This is a genomic window from Devosia sp. GW821-FHT12F11 (genome assembly GCF_058806655.1).
This window is the reverse complement of record NZ_JBXAPX010000002.1, coordinates 1-22,193: the sequence shown is the minus strand read 5'-3', so window position 1 is coordinate 22,193 and position 22,193 is coordinate 1. Positions and strand designations below refer to the sequence as shown.

The following is a 22,193-nucleotide window of genomic DNA, read 5'->3' as shown; positions in this document are numbered from 1 at the left end:
GGGCTATCGGTGGGCGACCGCTAGGCCCGCATCGCCATGGCCGGCCTGAAGCGGTCGTCAGGGTCGACACCGACTGGCAGCGCGGCATAGTGGCTGAACCGTATGGTGTATCGGCCAGCGCCGCTGCTGATGGCGCGCAGCGAGTTGGCATATCCGAACATCGTGGCGACTGGCACGAGAGCCACCACGAGGCAGCCGGCACCTTGGGCCTCGGTCCGCTCGATCCGTCCTCGCCGGGCGTTGAGGTCGCCGATCACGTCACCGACGACGGCTTGTGGCACCAGCGCTTCGAGCCACATGATCGGCTCGAGAGCTATCGGGCCAGCCTGCGCGATGGCCTGGTAGTATCCGGCGCGAGCAGCCGTCTCGAAGGCGAGGGTCGAGGAGTCGACGTCGTGATAAGCGCCATCCAGCAGCGTGAACCTGACGCCGACAATCGGAAACCCGATCACCGGGCCTGACCCCATGACCGATGCCACTCCCGTTTGCACCGCGAGGATGTATGCTGCGGGCAGATTACCCTCGGCGACCACCGCGACGAACTGCGGCCCGTCGCCTGGCTCGATACGGAACTTGATGTGGGCGAACTGCGTGCCGCCGGGCGACTGCTTCCTGTGGACGTAATCGCGATCAATCCGGTGTGTGATCGTCTCGCGATACGCCACCTGCGGCGTGCCCACGTTCAGCTCGACGCCAGCCGCCTTCAGGCGTTCGATCAGGTGTGCGAGGTGGTGTTCATCCTTGCCCGAAACTATGACCTGGCCACTCTCGGCGTCGATCCTCACCCAACAGTCCGGATCATCGTTCGCAATCCGCGCGAGCGCCTGGCTCAACCGATCGCCGTCGCTCCGATGGCGCGGCTCGATGGCGATATCGACGACTGGCTCACCCATGCCCCGCCGTCGCGCTCAGCGTCGCGCGCGTGATCCCGAGGCTAGCCAGCGCCGCATCGTAGCGGTTCTCGATCGGCAGTCCGAACAGCAGCTCCCGTGAGAACGGCACGGTCAGCCAGCCATTACCCTGGATCTCGGTTTCGAGCTGTCCCGGGCTCCAGCCGCAATAGCCGAGCGCGAACAGCGCGTCGCTGGGCGAGTTCTTGAAGGCGATGGCTTTCAGGATATCCAGAGTCGCGGTGAGGCAGATATCGTCGGTGACTTCGTAGGAGTTGCCGACGCGGAAATAGTCCGACGAGTGCAGGACGAAGCCGCGGCTCTTCTGCACCGGGCCGCCGCGCAGCACCTTGCGGTTGCGCACCTCGTCGGGGAGAAGGATCAGCTCGTCCTTTTCGCCCAACTGCAGCTCTTCGAGGATGTCGGCGAACTTCATGTCTTCGAGGCTCTGGTTGATCACCAGTCCCATGGCGCCTTCGTCGCCGTGGCCGACCAGATAGATCACGGTCTCGCGGAAGCGGTCGTCACCCATGTCCGGCATGGCGACGAGAAACTGGCCCCTGAGCGACTCCATATCCAACACTCCTGGTACCGGCGGAGCCGGATCGGACCAGTTTAGACTCGTCCTGGTCGCTCTGCCTAGCTTCACGAAGACCTGATCCGCCTTTCTATTTGGGGTGCGCTCGGCTATCCGGAAACCCATGCGCATCCCGGCACTTCTGCTTATCCCCATGCTTTTCACCCCTGCCGTCGCGGCCGAAACGCCGTGGCAGGAAGTGGCGCCCGGCACAAAAGTCCGGCTGATCTCGTCCGACGTGCTGAAGCCCGATGGCACCACCATGGTGGCGCTCGAGATCGACATGCCCGAGGCCACCAACACCTATTGGCGCGTCCCCGGCGAGACCGGCATTCCTACCGACTTTGATTTCGCTGCCTCGAAGGGTGTCACCGGCCACGAGGTGCTGTGGCCGTTCCCGTTGATCGAGACCAAGACCGGCTATGTCGATTTCGTCTATCGCGGCCCCACCGTGCTGCCGGTCGAGCTGAAACTCGACGGCAACGCCGCCGACATCAAGCTTGGGGTGATCATGGGTGTCTGCTCCGATATCTGCGTGCCGGTGACCGCCAGCTTCCAGCTGCCGCTGGCCTTTGCTGCGCCGGACCGGGCGCAGGGCCTTCGGATCGCCCAGGCGCTGGCCCTGACGCCGATGCCGTGGGACGACCCGCGCGATCCCATCGCCTGGGTCGGTTTCGACCGTGCCGCCGAGGCGCTCGCAGTGCGGCTCGACGACGGCAAGGTCGATCCGCTCTCACTGATCGCCGACACTGGGGAAACCGGGCAACTCTTTGGTGCGCCGCAAAAAAGCCCGGATGGAAAACTAGTCCTCCTGCCACTGCTCGGGGGAGAAAGTAGCCGCGACGTGGAGGGCATGCCCGTCCGGCTCACATTCATGACCGAAATGGGTCCGTTCTCGGTGGAACGGCGGATTTCGTCCGCCGGGTCGACTGCGGCGGGCGACTGATCTAAGGTCCGTCGCGCCCGGGCAGAGGGTGTACGTTCGATCATGGGAGCTTTCACGCAGATGACCATCCAGAGCGGGGACAGGATTCCGTCCGTCCCGGTCAAACTCGTGGGTAATGGCGACACGGTCGACACGACATCGGATGCCGTTCTCGGCACTGGCCGGGTGGTGTTCTTCGCGGTTCCGGGCGCTTTCACGCCGACCTGCGACACGTCGCACCTGCCGGGGTTCGTTGCCAATGTCGGCAAGTTCAAGGCGCTCGGCGTCGACCGGATCGTCTGCGGCGCGGTCAACGATCACCACGTGACCAAGGCCTGGGCCGAGCGCTCCGAAGCGATCGGCAAGGTCGAGTTCATCGCCGACGGCGACGGCAACTTCGCCGATGCACTGGGGCTGTCCAAGCAGATCGCCGGCATGGGCAAACGCTTCGCGCGCTTCGCCATGATCATCGAAGACGGCGTCGTTAAGAACCTCTTTGTGCAGGATGTGGCAGGAGTGACCGTCAGCGGCGCGCCAGCCGTGCTGCTGGCGCTCGAAGCGTCGCGAGTTAGTGCGTAAGGAGCAGTCGCATGGGGTTTGTTGATTTGGCGGCGACGCGCGGCGTAAAACTGGTTTCGATGGGCGCTTTGGCGCTCGCTCTTTCGGCCTGTTCGATGGGCAACATGTTCGCGCCCGCCGCGAGCGGCCCTTCGCCGATGGCCACCGCCAATCCCACGCAGCAGGAACTGGCGACCGCCAGCACCAATGCGCTGCCTGCCATTGCCACCGAATGTCCGCCCATCAAGGTGCGCGTCGGCGGCGAGGCGCTGTTCTACTACGGCAAGGGCAAGGTGGGCGACGCCCGCGCGCTGAATTACCAGGCCGTCATCGAAAAGCAGTCGCGCAACTGCGTGGTGTCCAACGGCCTGATCACCGTGAAGATGGGCATTGTCGGCCGCCTGCTGCTCGGCCCGGCGGGCAACCAGACCAACGTCAACGTTCCAGTCCGCTTCGCGGTCGAACGCGACGAGGTGCCGTTGTTCTCCGAGCGCTACGAAATCCCCGTCACCATCACCCCGCCGAACCAGTCGGAAGAGTTCGTGAAGGTGGTAGAGAACGTCGCCATCCCCTACACCGGCGGTGAGCAGATCGTCATCTGGGTCGGTTTCGACGGCAAGTAGGCCGCTCTCCCAAACCGTCTTCGCAACTGGATGCCATCCCCGCGAAAGCGGGGATCTTCGTTTCCCGGCCGGGCAATGAGGCTGTGGGCGGCCGCGTGTGTCCGCTGCATCGCGATTGACTTCGCCGCGCAAACCCGGCTTAGCATTACCCAACAGCGGGAGAGTCCGGTTTCGAGCCGGCGCCGAAGGAGCAACCGCCCCGGAAACTCTCAGGCACCCGGACCGCTGTCGTACTGAACTCTGGAAAGCAGGCGATCTCGCCTCACCGAAGGAGCAACTGACCCATAGGCGGTCAGGAAATCTCTCAGGTTAGCGGACAGAGGGGGCACCGACGCGAGGGCGTTCGCTCGCGCGTTGTCGTGCAACGAGCCCCTGGTGTCCCAATGGCCGATCAACCGGCAGACGACCTCAAGACCGTAGTCCTCAACGACAAGCATGTGGCGCTCGGCGGCCGCATGGTGCCGTTCTCCGGCTATTCGCTGCCCGTGCAGTATCCCGCCGGCATCATCGCCGAGCACAAATGGACCCGCGAGCACGCAGGCCTGTTCGATGTCTCGCATATGGGCCCGAGCTTTCTCGTGCTCGACGACAAGTCGGGCGACGGGGAGGCCGACCATGCGGCGGTCGCCGAAGTGGTCGAGCCGCTGATCTGCGGCGACATCAAGGGGCTGAAGCCCGGCCAGATCCGCTACACTCTGCTGCTCAACGAAGCGGGCGGCACCTATGACGACCTGATGATTGCCCGCCCGGCCGCCGAAGGCTGGGGCGGGGCGCTCTACATCGTCGTCAACGCCGGCACCAAGGAGGCGGATTTCCAGCGCATCGCCACGGCTGCCCTGGGCCGCGCCACGCTCAACCGCTCCGACCACTGTGCACTGCTGGCGCTGCAGGGGCCGGAGGCCGCCGCGGTGATCGACGCCATCGTTCCCGCTGCCGCCGAACTCGGCTTCATGCACTACGCCTCTTTCGACTGGCGCGACACCAAGCTGGTGATCTCGCGCTCCGGCTATACCGGCGAGGATGGCTTCGAGATCCTCGTCGACCCCGAACACGCCGCTGCCCTGTGGGATACGCTGCTCGCGGACAACAGGGTCAAGCCGATCGGGCTGGGCGCCCGCGACAGCCTGCGGCTCGAGGCCGGGTTGCCGCTCTATGGCCACGACCTCGACGAGACCATTTCCCCGGTCGAGGCCGGGCTCAACTTCGCCATCTCCAAGCGCCGCCGCGAGGCTGCCGATTTCCCCGGGGCGCAGCGCATCCTCGCCGAGCTGGGCGGGGTGCTCGAACGCGTCCGCATCGGTTTGACCGTTGAAGGCGCGCCGGCCCGCGAAGGCGCGGCGATTCTCGATCAGTACGGCGCCGAGATCGGCGTCGTCACCTCGGGCGGCTTCGCCCCCACCCTCAGCCGCGCCATCGCCATCGGCTTCGTGCCGCCCGATCACGCCGCCCCCGGTACCAGGTTGCAGGTGCTGGTGCGCGGCAAGACCCAACCGGCGGAAGCCGTCGCCACCCCATTCGTTCCCCATCGCTACGTCCGGAAGGCCAGCAAATGACCAAGTTCACCAAGGACCACGAGTACATCACTGCCGACGGCACCGTGGGCATCACCCCCTATGCGCAGGAGCAACTGGGCGACATCGTCTACGTCGAGCTGCCCAAGGTCGGCCAGAAGCTGAAGGCCGGCGACGAGGCAGCCGTGGTCGAGTCGGTGAAGGCGGCATCCGAGATCTACTCGCCGGTCTCCGGCACAGTGACCGCCGTCAACGACGCGCTCTCGGGCGAACCCGGGCTCATCAACTCGTCGCCCGAAACCGACGGCTGGATCTTCAAGCTGGCGCTCGACAACCCGTCCGAGCTCGATGGCCTGATGGATGCTGGCGCTTATGAAGAACTGACCAAGTGAGCCGGCCCGCCCCCCTCCCAACCTCCCCCACACGGGGGGAGGTGCCTGCCGGTGTAACTGGCTCGATCGAGACACAAACTCGGATCTTCACCTCCCCCCTTGTGGGGGAGGTCGGGAGGGGGGTGGCCCCACGCACTGAACCCGCAATCTACGGAATCAACTGATGCGCTATCTCCCTCATTCCGAGCACGAGCGGGCCGATATGCTCGCCGTGATCGGCGCCCGGACCGCCGAGGATCTGTTTGCTCGCGTCCCCCGCCATGCCCTGCTGCACGAACCGGTGAACCTGCCACGTCACGCGCCGGAGTTCCTCGTCGAGGCCCACATGAAGGCGCTGGCCGGCCGCAACCATGCCGCCGGCGACGGCCCGTTCTTCATCGGCGCCGGCGCTTATCGCCACCACGTACCGGCGAGCGTCGATCACCTGATCCAGCGCTCCGAGTGGCTGACCGCCTACACCCCATACCAACCGGAGGTCTCGCAGGGGACGCTCCAGATGCTGTTCGAGTTCCAGACCCAGGTCGCGCACCTGACCGGCATGGAAGTCGCCAATGCCTCGATGTACGATGGCTCGACCGCCACGGCTGAAGCCGTGCTGATGGCGCGCCGGCTCACCCGCCGCAACCGCATCATCCTCTCGGGTGGTCTCCATCCGCACTATCGCGACGTGGTGCGGACCTATCTCGGCGATGGTCCCGACCTCGTCTGCCTGCCAGCCTCGCCGGAAGGGCAGGGCGATATCCTCAACCGCATCGATGGCGACACGGCCGCCATCGTCGTCCAGACGCCCGACTTCTACGGCCACCTGCGTGATCTGCGCGCCGCTGCCGACGCCGCCCATGCGGCCGGCGCCCTGCTGATCGTCGTGGTGACCGAAGTAGTGTCGCTCGGCCTGATCGAGGCGCCCGGCGCGCTCGGCGCCGATATCGTGGTCTGCGAGGGCCAGTCAATCGGCAACAGCCTCAACTTCGGCGGTCCCTATGTCGGCCTGATGGCCACACGCAAGGAGTTCATCCGCCAGATGCCGGGGCGCCTCTGCGGTGAAACCGTCGACGCCGACGGCAATCGCGGCTTCGTCCTCACGCTCTCGACCCGCGAGCAGCACATCCGCCGCGAAAAGGCGACGAGCAACATCTGCACCAACTCGGGCCTCTGTGCGCTCGCCTTCTCCATCCACATGTCGCTGCTCGGCGAGGCTGGCTTGAAGAAGCTGGCCCGTCTCAACCACCACAATGCGGTGAAGCTCGCGAGGATGCTCGGCACCATCCCGGGCGTCGAGCTGCTCAACAAGAGCTTCTTCAACGAGATGACCATCCGCCTGGCCGTGCCGGCTGCGCCGGTGGTCGAACTGCTGGCCAAGGCCGACGTGCTCGCCGGCTTGCCGGTCAGCCGCCTCGAGCCCGACAATCCGGCCTGTGAAAACCTCATCGTCCTCGCCGCGACCGAGCTCACCACCGACGACGATATCGCGATGCTGGCCGAGTGCCTCCACGCCGCCCTTTCGGAGGACGCCCAATGAGCATGAACAACCAGGGCCGGCCCACCGGCATCGGCACATCCGACTTCACCTCCGTCTCGGGCTCCTCGCTGCTCCCCAACGAGCCGCTGCTGTTCGAGATCGGCGACCGCGAGCATTCCGGCGTCGACCTGCCTGACGTCAGCATCGACGGCAGCTTCCTTGGTGGTTTCGAGCGGCAGTCGGAGATCGACCTCGCCGGCCTCACCGAGCCCGAGACGCTGCGCCACTATGTGCGCCTCAGCCGCCTCAACTACTCGATCGATAGCGGCATGTACCCGCTCGGCTCGTGCACCATGAAGCACAACCCGCGCCTGAACGAGAAGATGGCGCGGCTGCCCGGCTTCGCCGACATCCACCCGCTGCAGCCGGTCTCAACCGTGCAGGGCGCTCTCGCCTTGATGGAGGAGCTCTCCCACTGGCTGATGACGCTGACCAATACCGCTGCCGTCTGCCTCACTCCCAAGGCCGGCGCGCATGGCGAGATGGCCGGCATGATGGCGATCAAGGCGGCACAGGAAGCCGCGGGGCAGGGGCACCGCAAGGTCGTGCTGGTCCCCGAGAGCGCCCACGGCACCAACCCCGCCACCGCTGCCTTCCTCGGCTATTCGGTGAAGGCCGTGCCGGCTCGCGATGATGGGACGGTCGATGTCGAGGCGGTGAGGGCAGCGTTGTCTCCCGACGTCGCGGCGATCATGCTGACCAACCCCAATACCTGCGGGCTGTTCGAGCCCGAGGTGATCGAGATCGCCGCGGCGGTGCACGAGGCCGGCGCCTTCTTTTACTGCGATGGCGCCAATTTCAACGCCATCATGGGCGTGGTCCGGCCGGGCGATCTCGGTATCGACGCCATGCACATCAACCTGCACAAGACCTTCTCCACCCCGCATGGCGGCGGCGGCCCGGGCGCCGGTCCGGTGGTCCTCTCCGCCGCGCTGGCGCCATTCGCACCGGTACCGTTTGTGAAAAAGGGTGAGGGCCCGCTGGCCCTGGTTGAGCATGCCGAAGGCCAGCACCTGGGGCGCATCACCGCCTTCAACGGCCAGATGGGCATGTATGTCCGCGCCTTGACCTACATGCTGAGCCATGGCGGCGACGGCCTGGCGCAGGCCGCCAAGGATGCCGTGCTCAACGCCAACTACATCAAGGCGCGGCTGGAGCGCGTGTTCTCGGTGCCGTTCCCTGGGCAGCCCGTGATGCACGAAGCGCTGTTCGATGACAGCTTCCTCGAAGGCACCGGCGTGTCGACCCTCGATTTCGCCAAGGCGCTGATCGATGAGGGCTTCCATCCCATGACCATGTACTTCCCGCTGGTTGTGCATGGCGCCATGCTGGTCGAGCCCACGGAGTCCGAGAGCAGGCAGACGCTGGACCGCTTCTGCGATGTGATGCTGGAACTGGCCGACGATGCCAGGGCCGGCAACGCGGCTCGCTTTACCAGCGCGCCGTTGAACGCACCGCGCCGGCGCCTGGATGAGACCCGCGCCGCGCGCTCTCCGGTACTGAAGTGGAAGCGGCAGGAGCCGCTGCCGCAGGCGGCGGAGTAAGCTCGGCGACGACAGGCGTGGTGGCGAGAGGCTTTGCCACCACATCGGCCGCGAAAGCGCCGAGCAGCTCGTTGAATTGCGCCGGCTGATCCCAGAACGGCGCATGCCCCGCATCGGGAATGATGTGGCAGACATTGCCCCACAGGTTCTGGTAGTGCAGCCCCGCCACGTAGCTCAGCCGTGCCACCGGCTCGGCCGCCCCGTTGACCACGGCCACCGGCACGCTCGATTGCTCGACCGCCAGCTTCTGGTCGGCGACATCGCCGCGCAGCAGGCTCTTCGACACCGCCACGCGAACGCGCCCATCCGCCCGGCGGATCGATTGCAGGAAGGTGGGGTCGCCCGCTCCGTGGTAGCACATCTCGTAGAAGCGCTGTGCGTCGCGTTCGCTGAACTGCTCCTTGGCTGCCAGCAGCAGGTCGAGATTGGTCTGGAAGCCGCGCAGCATGGCGACCGGGCCGCGGCCGATCGGCGGCGCGCCGACGATCATCAGCCCGCGCACGCCCGGATGCCGCGCCATCAGCTCGATGCCGACATGCCCGCCCAGCGACCAGCCCATCACCACCAGATGCTCAATGCCCTTGCGCTCAAGCACCTCGGCCACCGTGCGCGCCAGCCCGTCGACGCCGTAGTCGGCGATCGACTCCGCGTCGCCCGAGGCGCCGTGCCCCGGCAGGTCGAGGGCGATCAGCCGGTGCCGGTCGGCCAGTTCGCTGTCGAACTGCTTGCCGAACACCTTGCGCGAGGCGCCCGAGCCATGCAGCAGCAATAACGGTTCGCCGCGCCCATCGCTTTCGCTGAGGCGGATCGAGGCGGAGCGGGTCTGCACCGTGCTGTGGTAGATGGTCATTGCGAGGCCGTCATGCTGAGTGCCCCGGACTCTGCCAGACACTCACTACGCCCCGGTCAACCAGCACGGTGAAGCAACGACGAAGCGAAAACCTTGCATTTTATCGAAGCGCAGGGGGTCGTTGTGCAGCTGCAGCTTGTTTCGCCGGCAATCCCTACGTAGCGTGACCAGGCAGCCTAAGTAGCGTCACAGGGGGATTACGCATGGACCTTGTTCTCGATCTGCTCGTCAGTGCGGTCAGCATTGCGGTAATCGCCCAGTACAGCTGGTCACTGAAGGCCCATTTCAACTCGCCGAAGATGCCGACGGGCACGGTGGTGATCTCTGTGGTCGTCCTCGCAACTGCGGCGATCTACCTGACCTTGCTCTGGATCGAGACCCAGCCCGTGCTGGCATTGTCCATCGGCCTGGTTGTCGAGTGCCTGGCACTCTGGCTGTTCTGGGCAGCGATCAAGGCGTCCCGCGCCGCGCGCCTGAAGATGGCCTTCGACGTACAGAACCCGCACGGCCTCGTCATGACCGGCCCCTACCGCTACCTGCGGCACCCGTTCTACACCTCCTACCTGATCTTCTGGATCGGCTGGGCCATCGCCACCTGGTCGCCCTGGTCGGTCATTCCACTGGCGGTCATCACGGTGATCTACGTGCTGGCCGCGCTCGGCGAGGAAAAGAAGTTCTCCCGCACCCCGATGGCTGCCGATTACGCCAGCTATCGCCAGAAGACCGGCTTCTTCTGGCCCCGCCTGCCGGGCGTGGCAAAGAGCTAAGCGGAACGCTTTCAGGAAAGGGTGCAGACTCCGGTTCGATAGCGTGACAAACTAAGAGCCCTGGGGCGCTGCTGCCTGGGGCAGGCGGTTGAACAGTTGGAGTGACCCGGCAAGCGTCGCCGGCAGCGGCCCCCACAGGCCGGTTCGCACGCCGGCGCTGCGCAGCATCCGCGCCGTCCAGGCATTGCACCCGACAAAGATGGCGTTGAAGCTTCCTTCCGCCTCGTAGAACCGGTCACTGCCGGTGAGGGCATAACCCTCGATCGGCACACCTTGCCACCGGCGCGTGAAGACCCTTGCCACGCCCGAGGTTTGACTAAGCAGCTAGACCCAGAGTTTCCCTTCTCCTCCGCAAGGGAGAAGGACGTGCAGCGCTCCAAAAGAAAATGCCCGCTGGCGCGGGCATTTCGATCTTCAGCTCTGCAACCGAACCCTAGTTCAGGCGGGCTGCGACGTCCTTGATGGCCTGGTCGACCAGCACGTCGCCCTTGGCGACGACCTGCTTCTCCAGCAGCACGCGGGCCGCTTCGACAGCGAGGTCGGCGGAGCGGGCGCGGACTTCCGCGACGGCCTGGGCTTCCGCCTGGGCGATCTTGTCGGCCACGGCCTTCTCGCGACGGGCCACCATGGCCTCCAGCGACGACTTGGCCTCGGCGGTCAGGCGGAACGCCTCTTCTCGTGCGGCGGTGACGATGTCCTCGGCTTCCTTCTCGGCTTCCTCGCGACGGCGCGCGTAGTCCTCGAGCAGGGCCTTGGCTTCGGCGCGCAGCGCCTCGGCTTCGGCGAGGTCGGTCTCGATCTTCTTGATGCGCTCATCGAGCATCTTGGTGATCGTCTTGGGCACGCCGAAATAGACGACGATACCGATGAAGATCACCAGCGCGATGGTTGCCCAGATGGTAGCGCCGGTGGTGGCGTCAAACCCGAAGGCCCACATGCTGCCTTACTCCTTCGAAACCGCGGCGACCGCGGCGCGGGCTTCAGCCGCAGTGACAGTGCCCGAGATCTTGGCGACCAGCGCCTGGGCGGTCTCGGCTGCGATGCCGCCAACATTGGCGAGCGCCGCGTCCTTGTCGGCCTGGATGCGGGCCTCGGCCTCCGAGACGCGCTTCGAAAGCGTCGCCTCGACGTCGGCACGACGGCCATCGATATCGGCCTTGATCCCGGCGCGGGTTTCCTCGGCGATACCGTGGGCGTTCTTGCGGGCCTCGGCCAGCGCTGCCTCATAGGCCGCGGCAGCCTTCTCGGTCTCCTGGCGGAGCCGCTCGGCTTCCTTCAGGTCGCCTTCGATACGGGTGCGGCGCGTTTCAAGGATTGAGCCGATGCGGGGCAGGGCCACGCGGCTCATCAGGAAGTACAGCGCTGCGAAGGTGATGGCGAGCCAGAGCAACTGGCCGCCGAAGCTCGCGGGATCGAAGGGCGGAAACACCTCCGAATGTGCCTCGGTCGAAGCATGCGTGTCGGTCGCGCCATGGGCGTCGGCCGGTGCTGCATGCTCACCTTCGGCGGCATGCTCCTCGGCGGGTGCAACGACCTCGCCTTGCTGGAGCGCGTCGCCACTCTCGGCCTGCGCCACGATAATGATGTCTTGGGCTGAACCCGCCATCTCGAAACCCTTTTGCGGCCGTTAAAGCCCCGGATCGAAACCCGGAGCCCTTACTCGGTCTGCGCTAGCGCAGCCCGTCGCGAAATCAGACTGCGAACAGCAGCAGGAGCGCGATCAGGAACGAGAAAATGCCCAGAGCTTCGGTCACGGCGAAACCGAAAATCAGGTTACCGAACTGGCCCTGAGCCGCTGCCGGGTTGCGCAGTGCGCCCGACAGGAAGCTACCGAAAATGTTGCCCACGCCGATGGCGGCGCCGGCCATACCCACGGCCGCAATACCCGCGCCGATAAACTTTGCTGCTTCAGCTTCCATTTGTAGTCTGCTCCATTTTGCGACCGATTGGCGACGCTTGCCGTCGCCTCACTGTGAACCGGCCTAGATCAATGCGACGGATGGATCGCATCGTTGATGTACATCGAGGTCAGCACTGCAAAGACGTAGGCCTGCAGGGCCGCCACGAGGAATTCGAGCGCCGTGATCGCCACGGTCATGATCAGCGGCAGCAGCGCACCGAGCCAGCCGAGGAAGCCCAGGCCACCCAGCGTCACGATGAAGCCCGCAAACACCTTGAGGGTGATGTGACCGGCGAGAATGTTGGCGAACAGACGAACGCTGAGCGAGATCGGGCGCGAGAGGAAGGAAACCACCTCGATCGGTACCACGATGGGGAGCACATAGCCCGGCACACCCGACGGCACGAACAGTTTGAAGAATTTCAGGCCGTTCTTGTAGACGCCGTAGACGATGACCACGAGGAACACCAGCAGCGCCAGCGCGAAGGTGATGATGATGTGGCTGGTGAAGGTGAAGAAGAACGGGATCATGCCGAACATGTTGGCGACCAGCACGAACATGAAGAGCGAGAACACGAAGGGGAAGAACTTCATGCCGGCCTTGCCGGCCGAGTCCGACACCATTTTGGCGACGAACTCGTAGAGCATCTCGGAAACCAGCTGCACCCGGTTCGGCACCAGGCTGCGCTTCTGCGTCGAGAGCAGGAGGTAAAGGGCGATGACACCAACCGACAGCACCATGAACAGGGCTGAGTTGGTGAAGGAAACGCCACCTTCACCGAAGGAGACGATATCGGTGATCTGGAACTGGTGGATCGGGTCGACTTTATTCGGATCGGCCAACTGCTGTTCCCTTTAGGCTTGGAGCCTTCACTCGTCTTCTTCGTCGTCCGGCACGCGCATCGCGGCCGTGGGCGGCGGCGCCGCCCGGTTCATTTCCGCCGCAGACCGCACCACATTGAGCACGCCCGCCGCAAAGCCGACCAGCAACATCACCAGCATCAGCCAGGGACCGGTCTTCAGCCACAGATCGAGCAGGTAACCGATACCCGCGCCGACCAGGATGGCCGCAATAAATTCCGTTCCGAGTCGCATGCCGCGGTTCCAGCCGGACATGTTCCGGTTGGCCGCCGCAATATCGGCGTCGCCCGGTGCTTGCTCGGAGGCCTGCGCCCGCTTGATGCGAGCCGCAAGATCCGAGGTCAGCGACCCTGATTTCCCATCATTCGGCGAGCGCCCGGTATTGCGTGACTTTGCCATCCCGCTCTCCCTTGCGCCTCCGGGCCTTAACAGGAACTGGAGCCCCTCGAAGTCGCGGGCAACATAGTGGCGCCCCCTACCAGTGTCAAGGCTGTGAACAGACTGCTAACACATTGATAAATAAGGAAGCTTATCCGACGGACGGAGGTGTGACATTGAGTCATCGCGACTCTGGCCGCCACTATTGCGGCAAGGGTGGGGCGTCAGCTTGCCACTCGCACCGCCGCCTCGGCACCCTTGAGGTCCACGGACACCAGTTGGCTCACCCCGCGCTCGGCCATGGTGACGCCGAACAACCGGTCGACCCGGGCCATGGTAATCGGATTGTGGGTGATCACCAGGAAGCGGGTTTCCGTCCGCTCGGTCATCATATCGAGCAGGTTGCAGAAGCGCTCCACATTGGCGTCGTCGAGCGGCGCATCGACCTCGTCGAGCACGCAGATCGGCGCCGGGTTGGTCAGGAACACCGCAAAGATCAGCGACATCGCGGTAAGCGCCTGTTCGCCGCCCGACAGCAGCGTCATCGTCGAAGGTTTCTTGCCCGGCGGGCGGGCGAGAATCTCGAGCCCGGCCTCCAGCGGATCGTCGCTCTCGACGAACTGCAGCTCGGCCGTCCCCCCGCCGAACAGCGAGGTGAACAGCTCCTGGAAATGCGCGTTGACCTTCTCGAACGCCTCGTTGAGCCGCTGCCGGCCCTCGCGGTTGAGGCTCTGGATGCCGCCGCGCAGTTTGGCGATCGCCGCGATCAGGTCGTCGCGATCCTTGACCATCAGGTCGAGCTTCTCGCGAACTTCCTCGGATTCCTTTTCGGCGCCGAGGTTCACCCCACCCAGCCGCTCGCGTTCCGCCTTCAGCCGGTCGACCTGTGATTCGACCTGCGCTTCGCCAGGCAAGGCGTGCTCGGGCCTGATGCCGGCGAGTTGTGCCGTCTGCGAGGCCTCGATGTTGAGCGTCTCGTGCACCTGCCGCTCGATCTGGTGGCGCTGCGCGATGAGGCCCTTGATCCGCTCCTCGACCCGCGCCAGCTCGGCCCGGAAGCCGGAGAGCGCGTCATGCGCCAACCGCTGCGCCTTGTCGGCCTCGCGGTACCGGGTATCGCCGACGTTCAGGGCATCGGTTGCCGCCTTGTGCGCCTCGCGCGCCACGGCGATCTCGGCATCGAGGGTGCGGCGGCGCTCGGCCAGGCTCTCGGGCGAGGCCTGTAGCGTCACGATCTGCTCGCGCACCTCGGCGGTGCGGGCGTCGAGCGTCGTGAGCTGGGCCGCGGCGCCCTCGCGGCGGCGGGACCATGCGGCAACGTCCGCCGCGATCTGGGTGAGACGCGAACTGCGCATCCGCGCCGCCGTCTCGAAGCCGCCGAGCTTCAGCCGCGCCTGATCGGCGGTTTCACGCAGCCCGCCGAGCAGTGACTGGAGCGATGTCGCCAAAGCCGCGGCTTCGCTTTCATCGCCGGCGTCCCACAGCAACAGCTCCGCCTCGGTGGCCGCAGCCACCGCCTCGGCGAGGTTCGCATCGAGCCGGGTCCGCGTCTCATCGAGCGCCACCTGGCGCGCGGCGAGATCGCTGATGGCGCGCTGCGCCTTGTCCAGTTCGCCCTGCGCGACGGCAATCTCGCGCTGCGCGTTGCGCCAGGCGTCGCGCTTCAGCCGCTCGTCGGTGCGGGCCGCGTTCAGCGCGTCGGCCAGCGCCGTGGCATCGGCCCGCCGGCTGTTGCGCCGGGCTCGCGCGTCCTCGACTTCGGCTTCGAGCTCGGCCAGTCGGTTGCGCTGCGCCAGCCGCTCCGCCGCAGCGGTCGGCGCATCGGCGGCGGCGACGAAACCGTCCCAGCGCCACAGCCCGCCGGCCTTGGTGGTCAGCCGCTGTCCGGGCTGCAGCTGCGCCATCAGCCGCGCTGCGTCTGCCGCGTCGACCAGCCCGATCTGGTCGAGTCGACGTTTCAGCAGCGGGCTGCCCGACACGAACTGCGATAGCGGCGTGGCGCCCCCCGGCAAGGCCGGGTCGGCACCGGCATTGGCGCCGGCCCAGTGCAATGGCGCGCCGGCATCGGACGAGGCATCGAGATCGTCGCCCAGCGCCGCGCCGAGCGCCGTTTCATAGCCCGCGGCAACTTTGAGCTGATCGACCACTGCCGGCCACTTGCTGGCGCCGCCATGGTTGAGGATACGGCTCAGCGTCTGCGCCTCGGCTTCCAGCCGGTTCAGCGCGGCCTCGATCTGCTGCAGTTCCGGGCGCAGCGCGTCGGCGGCGGCCTGCGCCGCGACGGCGGCCGTTTCGGCGGTAACGGCGGCAGTTTCCGCCGCCTTGGCATGGTTCTGCGCCGTGTCGAGCGCTTCGCGCCCGGCGTTCAGCGTCGCGTCGGCGCCGAGCGTCCGAGCCAGTTGCTCGGCTTCGCGCGCCACGTCGGCGATCTGCGTTTCAAGCCGCGTCACTCGCGAGCGGGCCTCGGCAACGCTGCGCTCGGCCGCGCCGCGTCGGGCCCGCAGCTGCGCCAGTGCATCGGCAGCGGCGCGGGCCTCACCCTCGGCCTTGGCCACTTCGCTCTGCGCCGCTTCGGTCGCGGCCCGCGCTGCCTCGAGCGCCTGCTGTTCGCCCGCCGCTTCCGCTTCGAGGCGGCTGCGTTCTTCATGCGCCGCCCCCAGGGCGTCGTCGCTCTCGCCGACCAGGGCGCGCTCGCGCACCGCATCCTGTTCGATCTGCTTCAGCCGTTCGCCGAGTTCGTTGAGCCGCGCCGCGGCCCGTCTTGCCTCACCCTCGAGCTGCTCGGCCAGAATGGTCAGCCGCTGCAGCACGGCGCCGGCGGCGGCTTCCTGGTCGCGCAGCGGCGCCAGCGCCTTGTCGGCGAGGAACACCACCTTTTGCGCTTCGAGCTCGACATGCTGCGCTTCGGCGAGATCTCGCACGAGCTTCGCCTGCGCGGCCTCGGCATCCTTCTCGTTGAAGCGCGCGGCAATCCAGCGGATGTGGAACAGCGTTGCTTCGGCCTTGCGGATATCGCCGCTCAGGGCGCGATAGCGCACGGCCAGCCGGGCCTGTCGCTTAAGCGTTTCGAGCTGCTGCTCGACCTGCGCGATGACGTCGTCGACGCGTTCGAGATTCTGTTCCGCCGCGCGCAGCCTCAGCTCGGCCTCATGCCGGCGCGAGTGCAACCCCGAAATGCCGGCGGCCTCTTCGAGCAGCGCCCGGCGTTGCTGCGGCTTGGCGGCGATCAGCTCGCCGATCTGGCCCTGCCGAACGAGGGCCGGGGAATGAGCGCCGGTCGAGGCGTCGGCGAACAGCAACTGCACATCGCGCGCCCGCACTTCCTTGCCGTTGACGCGATAGACCGAGCCTTCCTCGCGCTCGATCCGCCGGGTGACTTCCAGCACATCGGCATTGTTGAGCGGGGCTGGCGCGGTGCGGTCGGAATTGTCGAGAACGAGGGTGACTTCGGCGGTGTTGCGGCCGGGCCGGCTGCCCGAGCCGGAAAAGATCACATCGTCCATGCCCGAAGCGCGCATCGCCTTGTACGAGCTTTCGCCCATCACCCAGCGCAGCGCTTCGACAAGGTTGGATTTGCCGCAGCCGTTCGGTCCCACCACGCCGGACAGACCGGGCTCCAGGTAGAGCTCGGTCTGGTCGCAGAAGGATTTGAAGCCGTGCAGCTTGAGGCGCGTGAATTTCATCGCGCGCCCCAGTGGGGCAGCGCGTTAGGAGAGCAGCGGATCGATTTCGGCCTTGAGAGCCTCAAACGAGTTTTCTCCAGTCAGCATCTTGCCGTTGATGTAGAACGTCGGCGTGCCCTGGAGCTTGAACTCGTCCAGCGCCTGATCCCGCATCGCTTCCAGTCCCTTGAACAGGTCCTGATTCGTCAAGGCAGCGTCGTAGGTTTCCTTGGTAAAACCGAGCTGCTGGGCGATGCCGAAGATGGCGTCGTTGGGCGTGTTGGACGCGGCCCACTGGTCCTGGGTCTTGAAGAAGGTGTCGATCACCTCGTGGTACTTCTCGGGGCCAGCGGCCTCGGCGAGCATGAACACCACGGCGTCCAGCACGTTGCGCATGAACGGGCGCGGGATGAACTGGATCTTGTTGGTGTCGATATACTCGGTCTTGAGCTGCGGATAGACCGTGTTGGTGAACGCGGCGCAATGCGGGCAGGTCGGCGACAGGTACTCGATCAGCGTCACCTTGGCGTCAGCAGGCCCGAGCGGGTGGTCGGCAACGCCGCCGGCCGGAGCCATCAGCTTGGCCTGGTCGAACTGCTGGGCGAGGGCACCGGTGGCGCCGAACAGCGCGCTGAAGCTGGTGCCCACGGCTGCCACAGCGACTGCTGCGCCAGAGCCCACGAGAAGGTTGCGACGGTTGGCCACGAGTTTTTCTCCGTTTTCGTTGCTCGCCCTATATCGCGCCCAACTTAGGCGGGACAAGCACAACCGGCGATGAACACTTCGCGAGCTAGCGTAGGGCAAATCGCTCGATCGAGCGATATGAGGCGCGAAGGCCATGAGAGCTGCGCTCGAACGGCAACGCGGAGCAGGCGCGGATCAACCTGGCTTTTTGCGGGCGATCGCCTGGCCGAGTTGCCGCAGGGCGTCACGCACCCCGGGATCGCTGACCCGCTCGACGGTGCGGCTGATGCGGGCGCGGGTGACTTCCGGCAGCGCCGGGACCGTTTCGGGCACCTCATCCTCGATCACGAACGGTTCGGCGCTGAGCCGCACCTGGCCGACGAGGAAGTAGCCATAATACCGGTTGATCGACGCCGCGACCCGTTGACCCTCATGCGAGAGCGCCAGCGCATGGCCGGGATGGCAGCGCAGGTAGAGCGTCGCCCCCTCGGCACCCTTTTCGCCGCGCGGCCAGCTCAGCTTGTCCGGCCGGGTCACCTTGTCGTACGGCGCCGGCGCTATGGTCGGCCAATGCGAGAGGATGTCGCGGCTGGCGAAGCCGCGCTTCTTCAGGGCCGGATCGAGCACCCTGCCAAGCGCCTCGGCCACGCCGACCGCGCGGTTGAGCCGCTTGGGCGGCGCATCGTCCTTGGGTTTCGATTTCGGCTTGTCCGCCACTGGTAACAACTTCCCGCCGCCGCTTGCGCCCGCTGCCGCGGCGCGCCATCTGTGGCCGCTATCATGTCAAAAGCCGCGCCCCAGCAAAACCCCATGCCGCTCGATGCGGCTGCCGTACTCGCCTGGTACGATCGGCACGCGCGCACCCTGCCATGGCGGGTCGGCCCGGTCGACCGCGCCCGCGGTATCGTAGCCGATCCTTATCGCGTCTGGCTCAGCGAAATCATGTTGCAGCAGACGACGGTTGCAGCCGTCGGGCGCTACTACGCGCGCTTCCTCCATCTCTGGCCGACCGTCGCCGACCTCGCCGCTTCGCCGCTCGAGGCCGTGCTCGTCGAATGGGCGGGGCTCGGCTATTACGCGCGGGCCCGCAACCTCCATGCCTGCGCCAAGGCAGTGGTCGAGCGTTTCGGGGGGCGGTTCCCGACCAGTTCGACGGAACTGCTGAGCCTGCCCGGCATCGGTCCCTACACCGCCGCGGCCATCGCCGCGATCACCGGCGACGAACGGGTGGCAGTGGTCGACGGCAATGTCGATCGGGTGGTGGCCCGCTACCTGGCGCTTGATGTCCCGGTGCGCGACGCCAAGGACCTGGTGCGGGGGACGGTGCAGGCGGTGGTGCCGGAACGTGCGGGGGACTTCGCTCAGGCCCTGATGGATCTGGGCGCCACTATCTGCGCCCCCCGCAATGCCAGTTGCATGCTCTGCCCGATCCAACCGGGCTGCCGCGGCGCCAGGCTCGATCCGTTGCTCTATCCGGTGAAGGCCGAGAAGGCCGACCGCCCGACCCGCTACGGCCATGCCTTCGTCATGCGCGATGCCGATGGCGACGTGTACCTGCAGACCCGGGCCGAGAAGGGCCTTTTGGCGCAGATGACCGAGACGCCGGTGTCGGACTGGACGCCGGACAAACGCGCCGTGGTGCATCCGGTGACGTCCGACTGGCGCTACGACGGTCAGGTCGTCCACGTCTTTACCCATTTCCGGCTCGAGCTCGAGGTGTGGTCGGCGGTAGTGGCCCATCCGGCCGAGCTCAAGGCAGGGTGGTGGGCCGATCCGCGCGAACTCGACGCCGAAGCGTTGCCGAGCGTTTTTCGCAAGGTACTGGCCGCTGCCGGGCTGCAGTAGCACAAACGAAAGCCGCCGGCTCTTTCGAGCCGGCGGCGAGCGCAGCCTGAGTTGAATTGGAGGTCAGATTCAGGCCGAAAGTCGTTCCATCTGGGCGCGCACCTGGCTGCGCAGATCGTCGATAGGGGCAAGCCGGCTTCCCTGCCGGGCATGCCAGAAGGTCCAGCCGTTGCAGGCCTCTGCACCCTGCACCAGCGCGCCGACCCGGTGGATCGAACCCATATGGCCGCCCGAGACCAGCGAGCCATCGGCGCGCACCAGTGCGCTCCAGCGCTGGCGATCGTCGTAGAGCTCGGTGCCCGGGGCGATCAGCCCCATCTCGACCAGCGAACCGAAGGCCACGCGCGGCGCGGCGCGCTTCGGCACTGCCGTCTCGATGGTGGCGGCGTTGAGCGGGCGGATCGAAGCAATGCGCTTCAGCGCGCCGGCGATGTAAGTGTCCTCGCGTTCAATGCCGATGAAATGGCGACCGAGCTTCTTGGCCACAGCACCGGTGGTGCCGGTGCCGAAGAACGGATCGAGCACCACGTCGCCGGGCTTGGTCGTCGCGCTGATCACTCGGTAGAGCAGGGCTTCGGGCTTCTGCGTCGGGTGCAGCTTTTCGTCGTCGTCGTCTTTCAGGCGCTCGGCCCCGGTGCAGATCGGGAACAGCCAGTCCGAGCGCATCTGCACGTCGTCATTGGCCTGCTTCATCTGCTCGTAGTTGAAGGTGACGCGGCTCTCGCGATCCTTGGCGGCCCAGATCAGCGTCTCGTGCGCATTGGTGAACCGGGTGCCGCGGAAGTTCGGCATCGGGTTGGCCTTGCGCCAGATCACGTCGTTGAGCAGCCAGTAGTCGAGATCCTGCAGCGCCGCTCCGACGCGGAAGATGTTGTGATAGGAGCCAATCACCCAGATGGCGCCATCCGGTTTCAGGATGCGCCGCGCGGCCTTCAGCCAGGCGCGGGTGAAGATGTCGTAGTGAGCAAAGCTGTCGAACTTGTCCCAGGCGTCATCGACGCCATCGACGCGCGACTGGTCCGGCCGGGTCAGGCCCTGGTCCAGTTGCAGGTTGTAAGGCGGGTCTGCGAATACGAGGTCAACCGAGCCGGCCGGCAAGGCATTCATGTGCTTGATGCAATCGCCCACAAGGATGGTGTCGATGGGGAGCAGGCTCCCCTCCGCATTGGCGGAAGCCGCCATACGCGCGGTACGCAACATAACTCGAACCCTGACGCAGTACTAACGGGATCGGTTGTAAGGCGTTAGGGTTAAAGGGGATTTAAGCTTCGCGGTTAGCGAGAGGTTAAGGCGCGTATACGTGTTCATGGCCCAGGGACACTGGCGACGCTCCCGGCGTGCCTATCACCGGGCCTCATGCCTGCGAAAGCAGGGCCCCAACCCGCTGCGGCGCAAGTGGGCAACTGGGCCCCTGCTTTCGCTGGGATGACAGCGAGTGCGTGAGAGGAAGATGGGACTAAGCCGCCACCGATTTCATCCGCTGCGCCTGGATGCAGGGGGCGAAATCCATGCGGTGATGGCGTCCCGGGCCGTGCGTGGTGAGGGCTTCGAGGTGCTGCGGCGCGGCATAGCCCTTGTGGCTCGAAAAGCCGAACTGCGGCTCCTCGCAATCCATGATCAGGCACATCCGGTCGCGTGTCACCTTGGCGACGATAGAGGCCGCGGCAATCGACACTGAGCGCCCGTCGCCACCGACGATCGCCTCGCCGGGGCAGGGCAGGTCCTTGGGCAGCTTGTTGCCATCGACCAAGATGTGGTCGGCCTTCACCTGCAGGCCGAGCACGGCCTTGCGCATCGCCCACAGCGATGCCTGCAGGATGTTGAGTTGTGCGATGATCGTCGGCGGTGCGACCACGATCGAAACGATCGCCGACGCCATGATCTTCTCGTACAGCGCTTCGCGCTGGGCGGCGGTCAACACCTTGGAGTCGTTGAGCCCTTCGGGCACCTTCCGGTGGTTGAGGATCACCGCGGATACGACAACCGGCCCGGCCAGCGGTCCGCGCCCGACCTCGTCGACGCCGCAGACGAATTTCGCCCCGCGCTTGATGGCGGCACGCTCGAACTTGAGCGTCGGTTTGCTGATGATGACGGGCGAATCGGAGGGCATGTCCTCAAGCATCGCCATGCACGCCTGCGGGGCAAGTGGCATCTGTGTTACCGGCCTCAGTTCCTCTCCCCTCGGCACGGTACACCTCGAGATTGGCGAAAGCGCGGTGGAAGTCGGCCGCACCCTTGCGCGTGCTTCACGCCCCCCTTGCATGTTGATTTTCGCCGACTCGTAGCAGGTTCGGCGGTCCCCGGCTGGCGGCCACCAGCCAGGGACCGGATGGACGGGACCGTACGCCCCCTGGATTAGCACCGTAAGAGAGCTTGGTCCGTTTGTCCGTGTCGCTGGTCCTGAACAGATGATGGGGAGCAAGTCCCGCATGCAAGGCAAGGTTGAGTCCACGAACAGCGCAACGGCAGTTTATGCCGGGATCGACGTGAGTAAAGACTGGCTGGATGTACATTTGCATCCTGGCGGTCAGAGTTGGCGGGTTGAGAACTCGCAAGTCGGGCTGCGCCGACTGCGTCGGCACCTGGACGAGCAAGGGCTGCGGCCCGAGCGCGTGGTGCTGGAAGCGACTGGCAAGTATCACCGTCTGGCGTTCCGCACACTGAGTGCCTGGGGTCATGGGGTGGTGGTGGTCAACCCGCTGCGGGC

Annotated in this window: 24 protein-coding genes and 1 riboswitch; of the genes, 10 read left to right on the top strand and 14 right to left on the bottom strand. The window is 66.0% G+C overall.

All coding sequences use genetic code 11. The features are described from left to right. Positions 1-20: 20 nt before the first annotated feature. Positions 21-893 carry a translation factor GTPase family protein gene (locus AC1ROK_RS05720; protein WP_492844758.1) on the bottom strand — a complete coding sequence of 291 codons (873 nt, stop codon included), beginning with the start codon at positions 891-893 and terminating at the stop codon, positions 21-23. Beyond that, a complete protein-coding gene (locus AC1ROK_RS05715; RefSeq protein WP_492844756.1) occupies positions 886-1,464 on the bottom strand; it encodes a YqgE/AlgH family protein in 579 nt (192 codons plus the stop codon). The genes AC1ROK_RS05720 and AC1ROK_RS05715 overlap by 8 nt, the downstream gene beginning before the upstream one ends. A 157-nt stretch (positions 1,465-1,621) precedes the next feature. On the opposite strand from AC1ROK_RS05715, the gene AC1ROK_RS05710 reads away from it, so the two are divergent. From AC1ROK_RS05710 to gcvPB, 7 genes are all read left to right on the top strand, one after another. Next, complete coding sequence (locus AC1ROK_RS05710; RefSeq protein ID WP_492844754.1) at positions 1,622-2,413, top strand: protein-disulfide reductase DsbD domain-containing protein; 792 nt, start codon at positions 1,622-1,624, stop codon at positions 2,411-2,413. 60 nt (positions 2,414-2,473) lie between these two features. Beyond that, entirely contained in the window at positions 2,474-2,971 is a 498-nt protein-coding gene (locus AC1ROK_RS05705) for a peroxiredoxin (RefSeq protein WP_492844752.1), read from the top strand. 11 nt (positions 2,972-2,982) lie between these two features. Continuing rightward, complete coding sequence (locus tag AC1ROK_RS05700) at positions 2,983-3,573, top strand: hypothetical protein (protein ID WP_492844750.1); 591 nt, start codon at positions 2,983-2,985, stop codon at positions 3,571-3,573. A gap of 146 nt (positions 3,574-3,719) precedes the next feature. Next, positions 3,720-3,808, top strand: a riboswitch (glycine riboswitch). A 148-nt stretch (positions 3,809-3,956) separates the two neighbouring features. After that, positions 3,957-5,126: a glycine cleavage system aminomethyltransferase GcvT gene (gene gcvT, locus AC1ROK_RS05695; RefSeq protein WP_492844748.1), complete on the top strand. Its 1,170-nt coding sequence runs from the start codon at positions 3,957-3,959 to the stop codon at positions 5,124-5,126. Continuing rightward, positions 5,123-5,476, top strand: a complete 354-nt coding sequence (gene gcvH, locus AC1ROK_RS05690) for a glycine cleavage system protein GcvH (RefSeq protein ID WP_492844746.1) — start codon at positions 5,123-5,125, stop codon at positions 5,474-5,476. The genes gcvT and gcvH overlap by 4 nt, the downstream gene beginning before the upstream one ends. A 163-nt stretch (positions 5,477-5,639) precedes the next feature. Continuing rightward, the gene (gene gcvPA, locus AC1ROK_RS05685; protein ID WP_492844744.1) at positions 5,640-6,995 is read left to right on the top strand and encodes an aminomethyl-transferring glycine dehydrogenase subunit GcvPA; all 1,356 of its coding nucleotides are present in this window, start codon (positions 5,640-5,642) and stop codon (positions 6,993-6,995) included. Next, positions 6,992-8,539 carry an aminomethyl-transferring glycine dehydrogenase subunit GcvPB gene (gcvPB, locus tag AC1ROK_RS05680; protein WP_492844742.1) on the top strand — a complete coding sequence of 516 codons (1,548 nt, stop codon included), beginning with the start codon at positions 6,992-6,994 and terminating at the stop codon, positions 8,537-8,539. Before gcvPA ends, gcvPB begins: the two co-directional genes overlap by 4 nt. On the opposite strand, the gene AC1ROK_RS05675 is transcribed toward gcvPB, so the two are convergent. After that, on the bottom strand, positions 8,427-9,389 hold the full coding sequence (locus tag AC1ROK_RS05675; RefSeq protein WP_492844740.1) for an alpha/beta fold hydrolase: 963 nt from the start codon (positions 9,387-9,389) through the stop codon (positions 8,427-8,429). The two genes, gcvPB and AC1ROK_RS05675, sit on opposite strands and share 113 nt — an antisense overlap. 203 nt (positions 9,390-9,592) lie before the next feature. On the opposite strand from AC1ROK_RS05675, the gene AC1ROK_RS05670 reads away from it, so the two are divergent. Beyond that, on the top strand, positions 9,593-10,156 hold the full coding sequence (locus AC1ROK_RS05670; protein ID WP_492844738.1) for a methyltransferase family protein: 564 nt from the start codon (positions 9,593-9,595) through the stop codon (positions 10,154-10,156). A gap of 51 nt (positions 10,157-10,207) precedes the next feature. On the opposite strand, the gene AC1ROK_RS05665 is transcribed toward AC1ROK_RS05670, so the two are convergent. From AC1ROK_RS05665 to AC1ROK_RS05625, 9 genes are all read right to left on the bottom strand, one after another. After that, the gene (locus AC1ROK_RS05665; RefSeq protein ID WP_492844736.1) at positions 10,208-10,459 is read right to left on the bottom strand and encodes a DUF2459 domain-containing protein; all 252 of its coding nucleotides are present in this window, start codon (positions 10,457-10,459) and stop codon (positions 10,208-10,210) included. 130 nt (positions 10,460-10,589) lie between these two features. Next, complete coding sequence (locus AC1ROK_RS05660; protein ID WP_492844734.1) at positions 10,590-11,093, bottom strand: F0F1 ATP synthase subunit B family protein; 504 nt, start codon at positions 11,091-11,093, stop codon at positions 10,590-10,592. Positions 11,094-11,099: 6 nt separating this feature from the next. Next, positions 11,100-11,762 carry a F0F1 ATP synthase subunit B gene (locus AC1ROK_RS05655; protein ID WP_492844732.1) on the bottom strand — a complete coding sequence of 221 codons (663 nt, stop codon included), beginning with the start codon at positions 11,760-11,762 and terminating at the stop codon, positions 11,100-11,102. Positions 11,763-11,847: 85 nt separating this feature from the next. Continuing rightward, a complete protein-coding gene (locus tag AC1ROK_RS05650; protein WP_055885023.1) occupies positions 11,848-12,075 on the bottom strand; it encodes a F0F1 ATP synthase subunit C in 228 nt (75 codons plus the stop codon). A 68-nt stretch (positions 12,076-12,143) separates the two neighbouring features. Beyond that, positions 12,144-12,899, bottom strand: coding sequence for a F0F1 ATP synthase subunit A (locus tag AC1ROK_RS05645; RefSeq protein ID WP_492844730.1), 756 nt, complete (start codon positions 12,897-12,899; stop codon positions 12,144-12,146). Between the two features lie 27 nt (positions 12,900-12,926). Next, positions 12,927-13,316, bottom strand: coding sequence for an AtpZ/AtpI family protein (locus tag AC1ROK_RS05640; RefSeq protein ID WP_492844728.1), 390 nt, complete (start codon positions 13,314-13,316; stop codon positions 12,927-12,929). A gap of 203 nt (positions 13,317-13,519) precedes the next feature. Then, a complete protein-coding gene (smc, locus tag AC1ROK_RS05635) occupies positions 13,520-16,978 on the bottom strand; it encodes a chromosome segregation protein SMC (protein ID WP_492844726.1) in 3,459 nt (1,152 codons plus the stop codon). A 24-nt stretch (positions 16,979-17,002) separates the two neighbouring features. Next, positions 17,003-17,662 carry a DsbA family protein gene (locus AC1ROK_RS05630; protein WP_492844724.1) on the bottom strand — a complete coding sequence of 220 codons (660 nt, stop codon included), beginning with the start codon at positions 17,660-17,662 and terminating at the stop codon, positions 17,003-17,005. A 174-nt stretch (positions 17,663-17,836) separates the two neighbouring features. Then, a complete protein-coding gene (locus AC1ROK_RS05625) occupies positions 17,837-18,358 on the bottom strand; it encodes a DUF721 domain-containing protein (protein WP_492844722.1) in 522 nt (173 codons plus the stop codon). Between the two features lie 93 nt (positions 18,359-18,451). On the opposite strand from AC1ROK_RS05625, the gene AC1ROK_RS05620 reads away from it, so the two are divergent. Continuing rightward, positions 18,452-19,486, top strand: coding sequence for an A/G-specific adenine glycosylase (locus AC1ROK_RS05620; protein WP_492844720.1), 1,035 nt, complete (start codon positions 18,452-18,454; stop codon positions 19,484-19,486). Positions 19,487-19,555: 69 nt separating this feature from the next. Here AC1ROK_RS05620 and AC1ROK_RS05615 read toward each other — a convergent pair whose 3' ends face one another. Together AC1ROK_RS05615 and rnhB are read right to left on the bottom strand one after the other, a co-directional pair. Continuing rightward, a complete protein-coding gene (locus AC1ROK_RS05615; protein ID WP_492844718.1) occupies positions 19,556-20,686 on the bottom strand; it encodes a site-specific DNA-methyltransferase in 1,131 nt (376 codons plus the stop codon). Between the two features lie 256 nt (positions 20,687-20,942). Then, on the bottom strand, positions 20,943-21,614 hold the full coding sequence (gene rnhB, locus AC1ROK_RS05610) for a ribonuclease HII (protein ID WP_492844716.1): 672 nt from the start codon (positions 21,612-21,614) through the stop codon (positions 20,943-20,945). A 301-nt stretch (positions 21,615-21,915) separates the two neighbouring features. On the opposite strand from rnhB, the gene AC1ROK_RS05605 reads away from it, so the two are divergent. Then, on the top strand, positions 21,916-22,193 hold a 278-nt coding region (locus tag AC1ROK_RS05605), incomplete at its 3' end, for an IS110 family transposase (protein ID WP_492844714.1).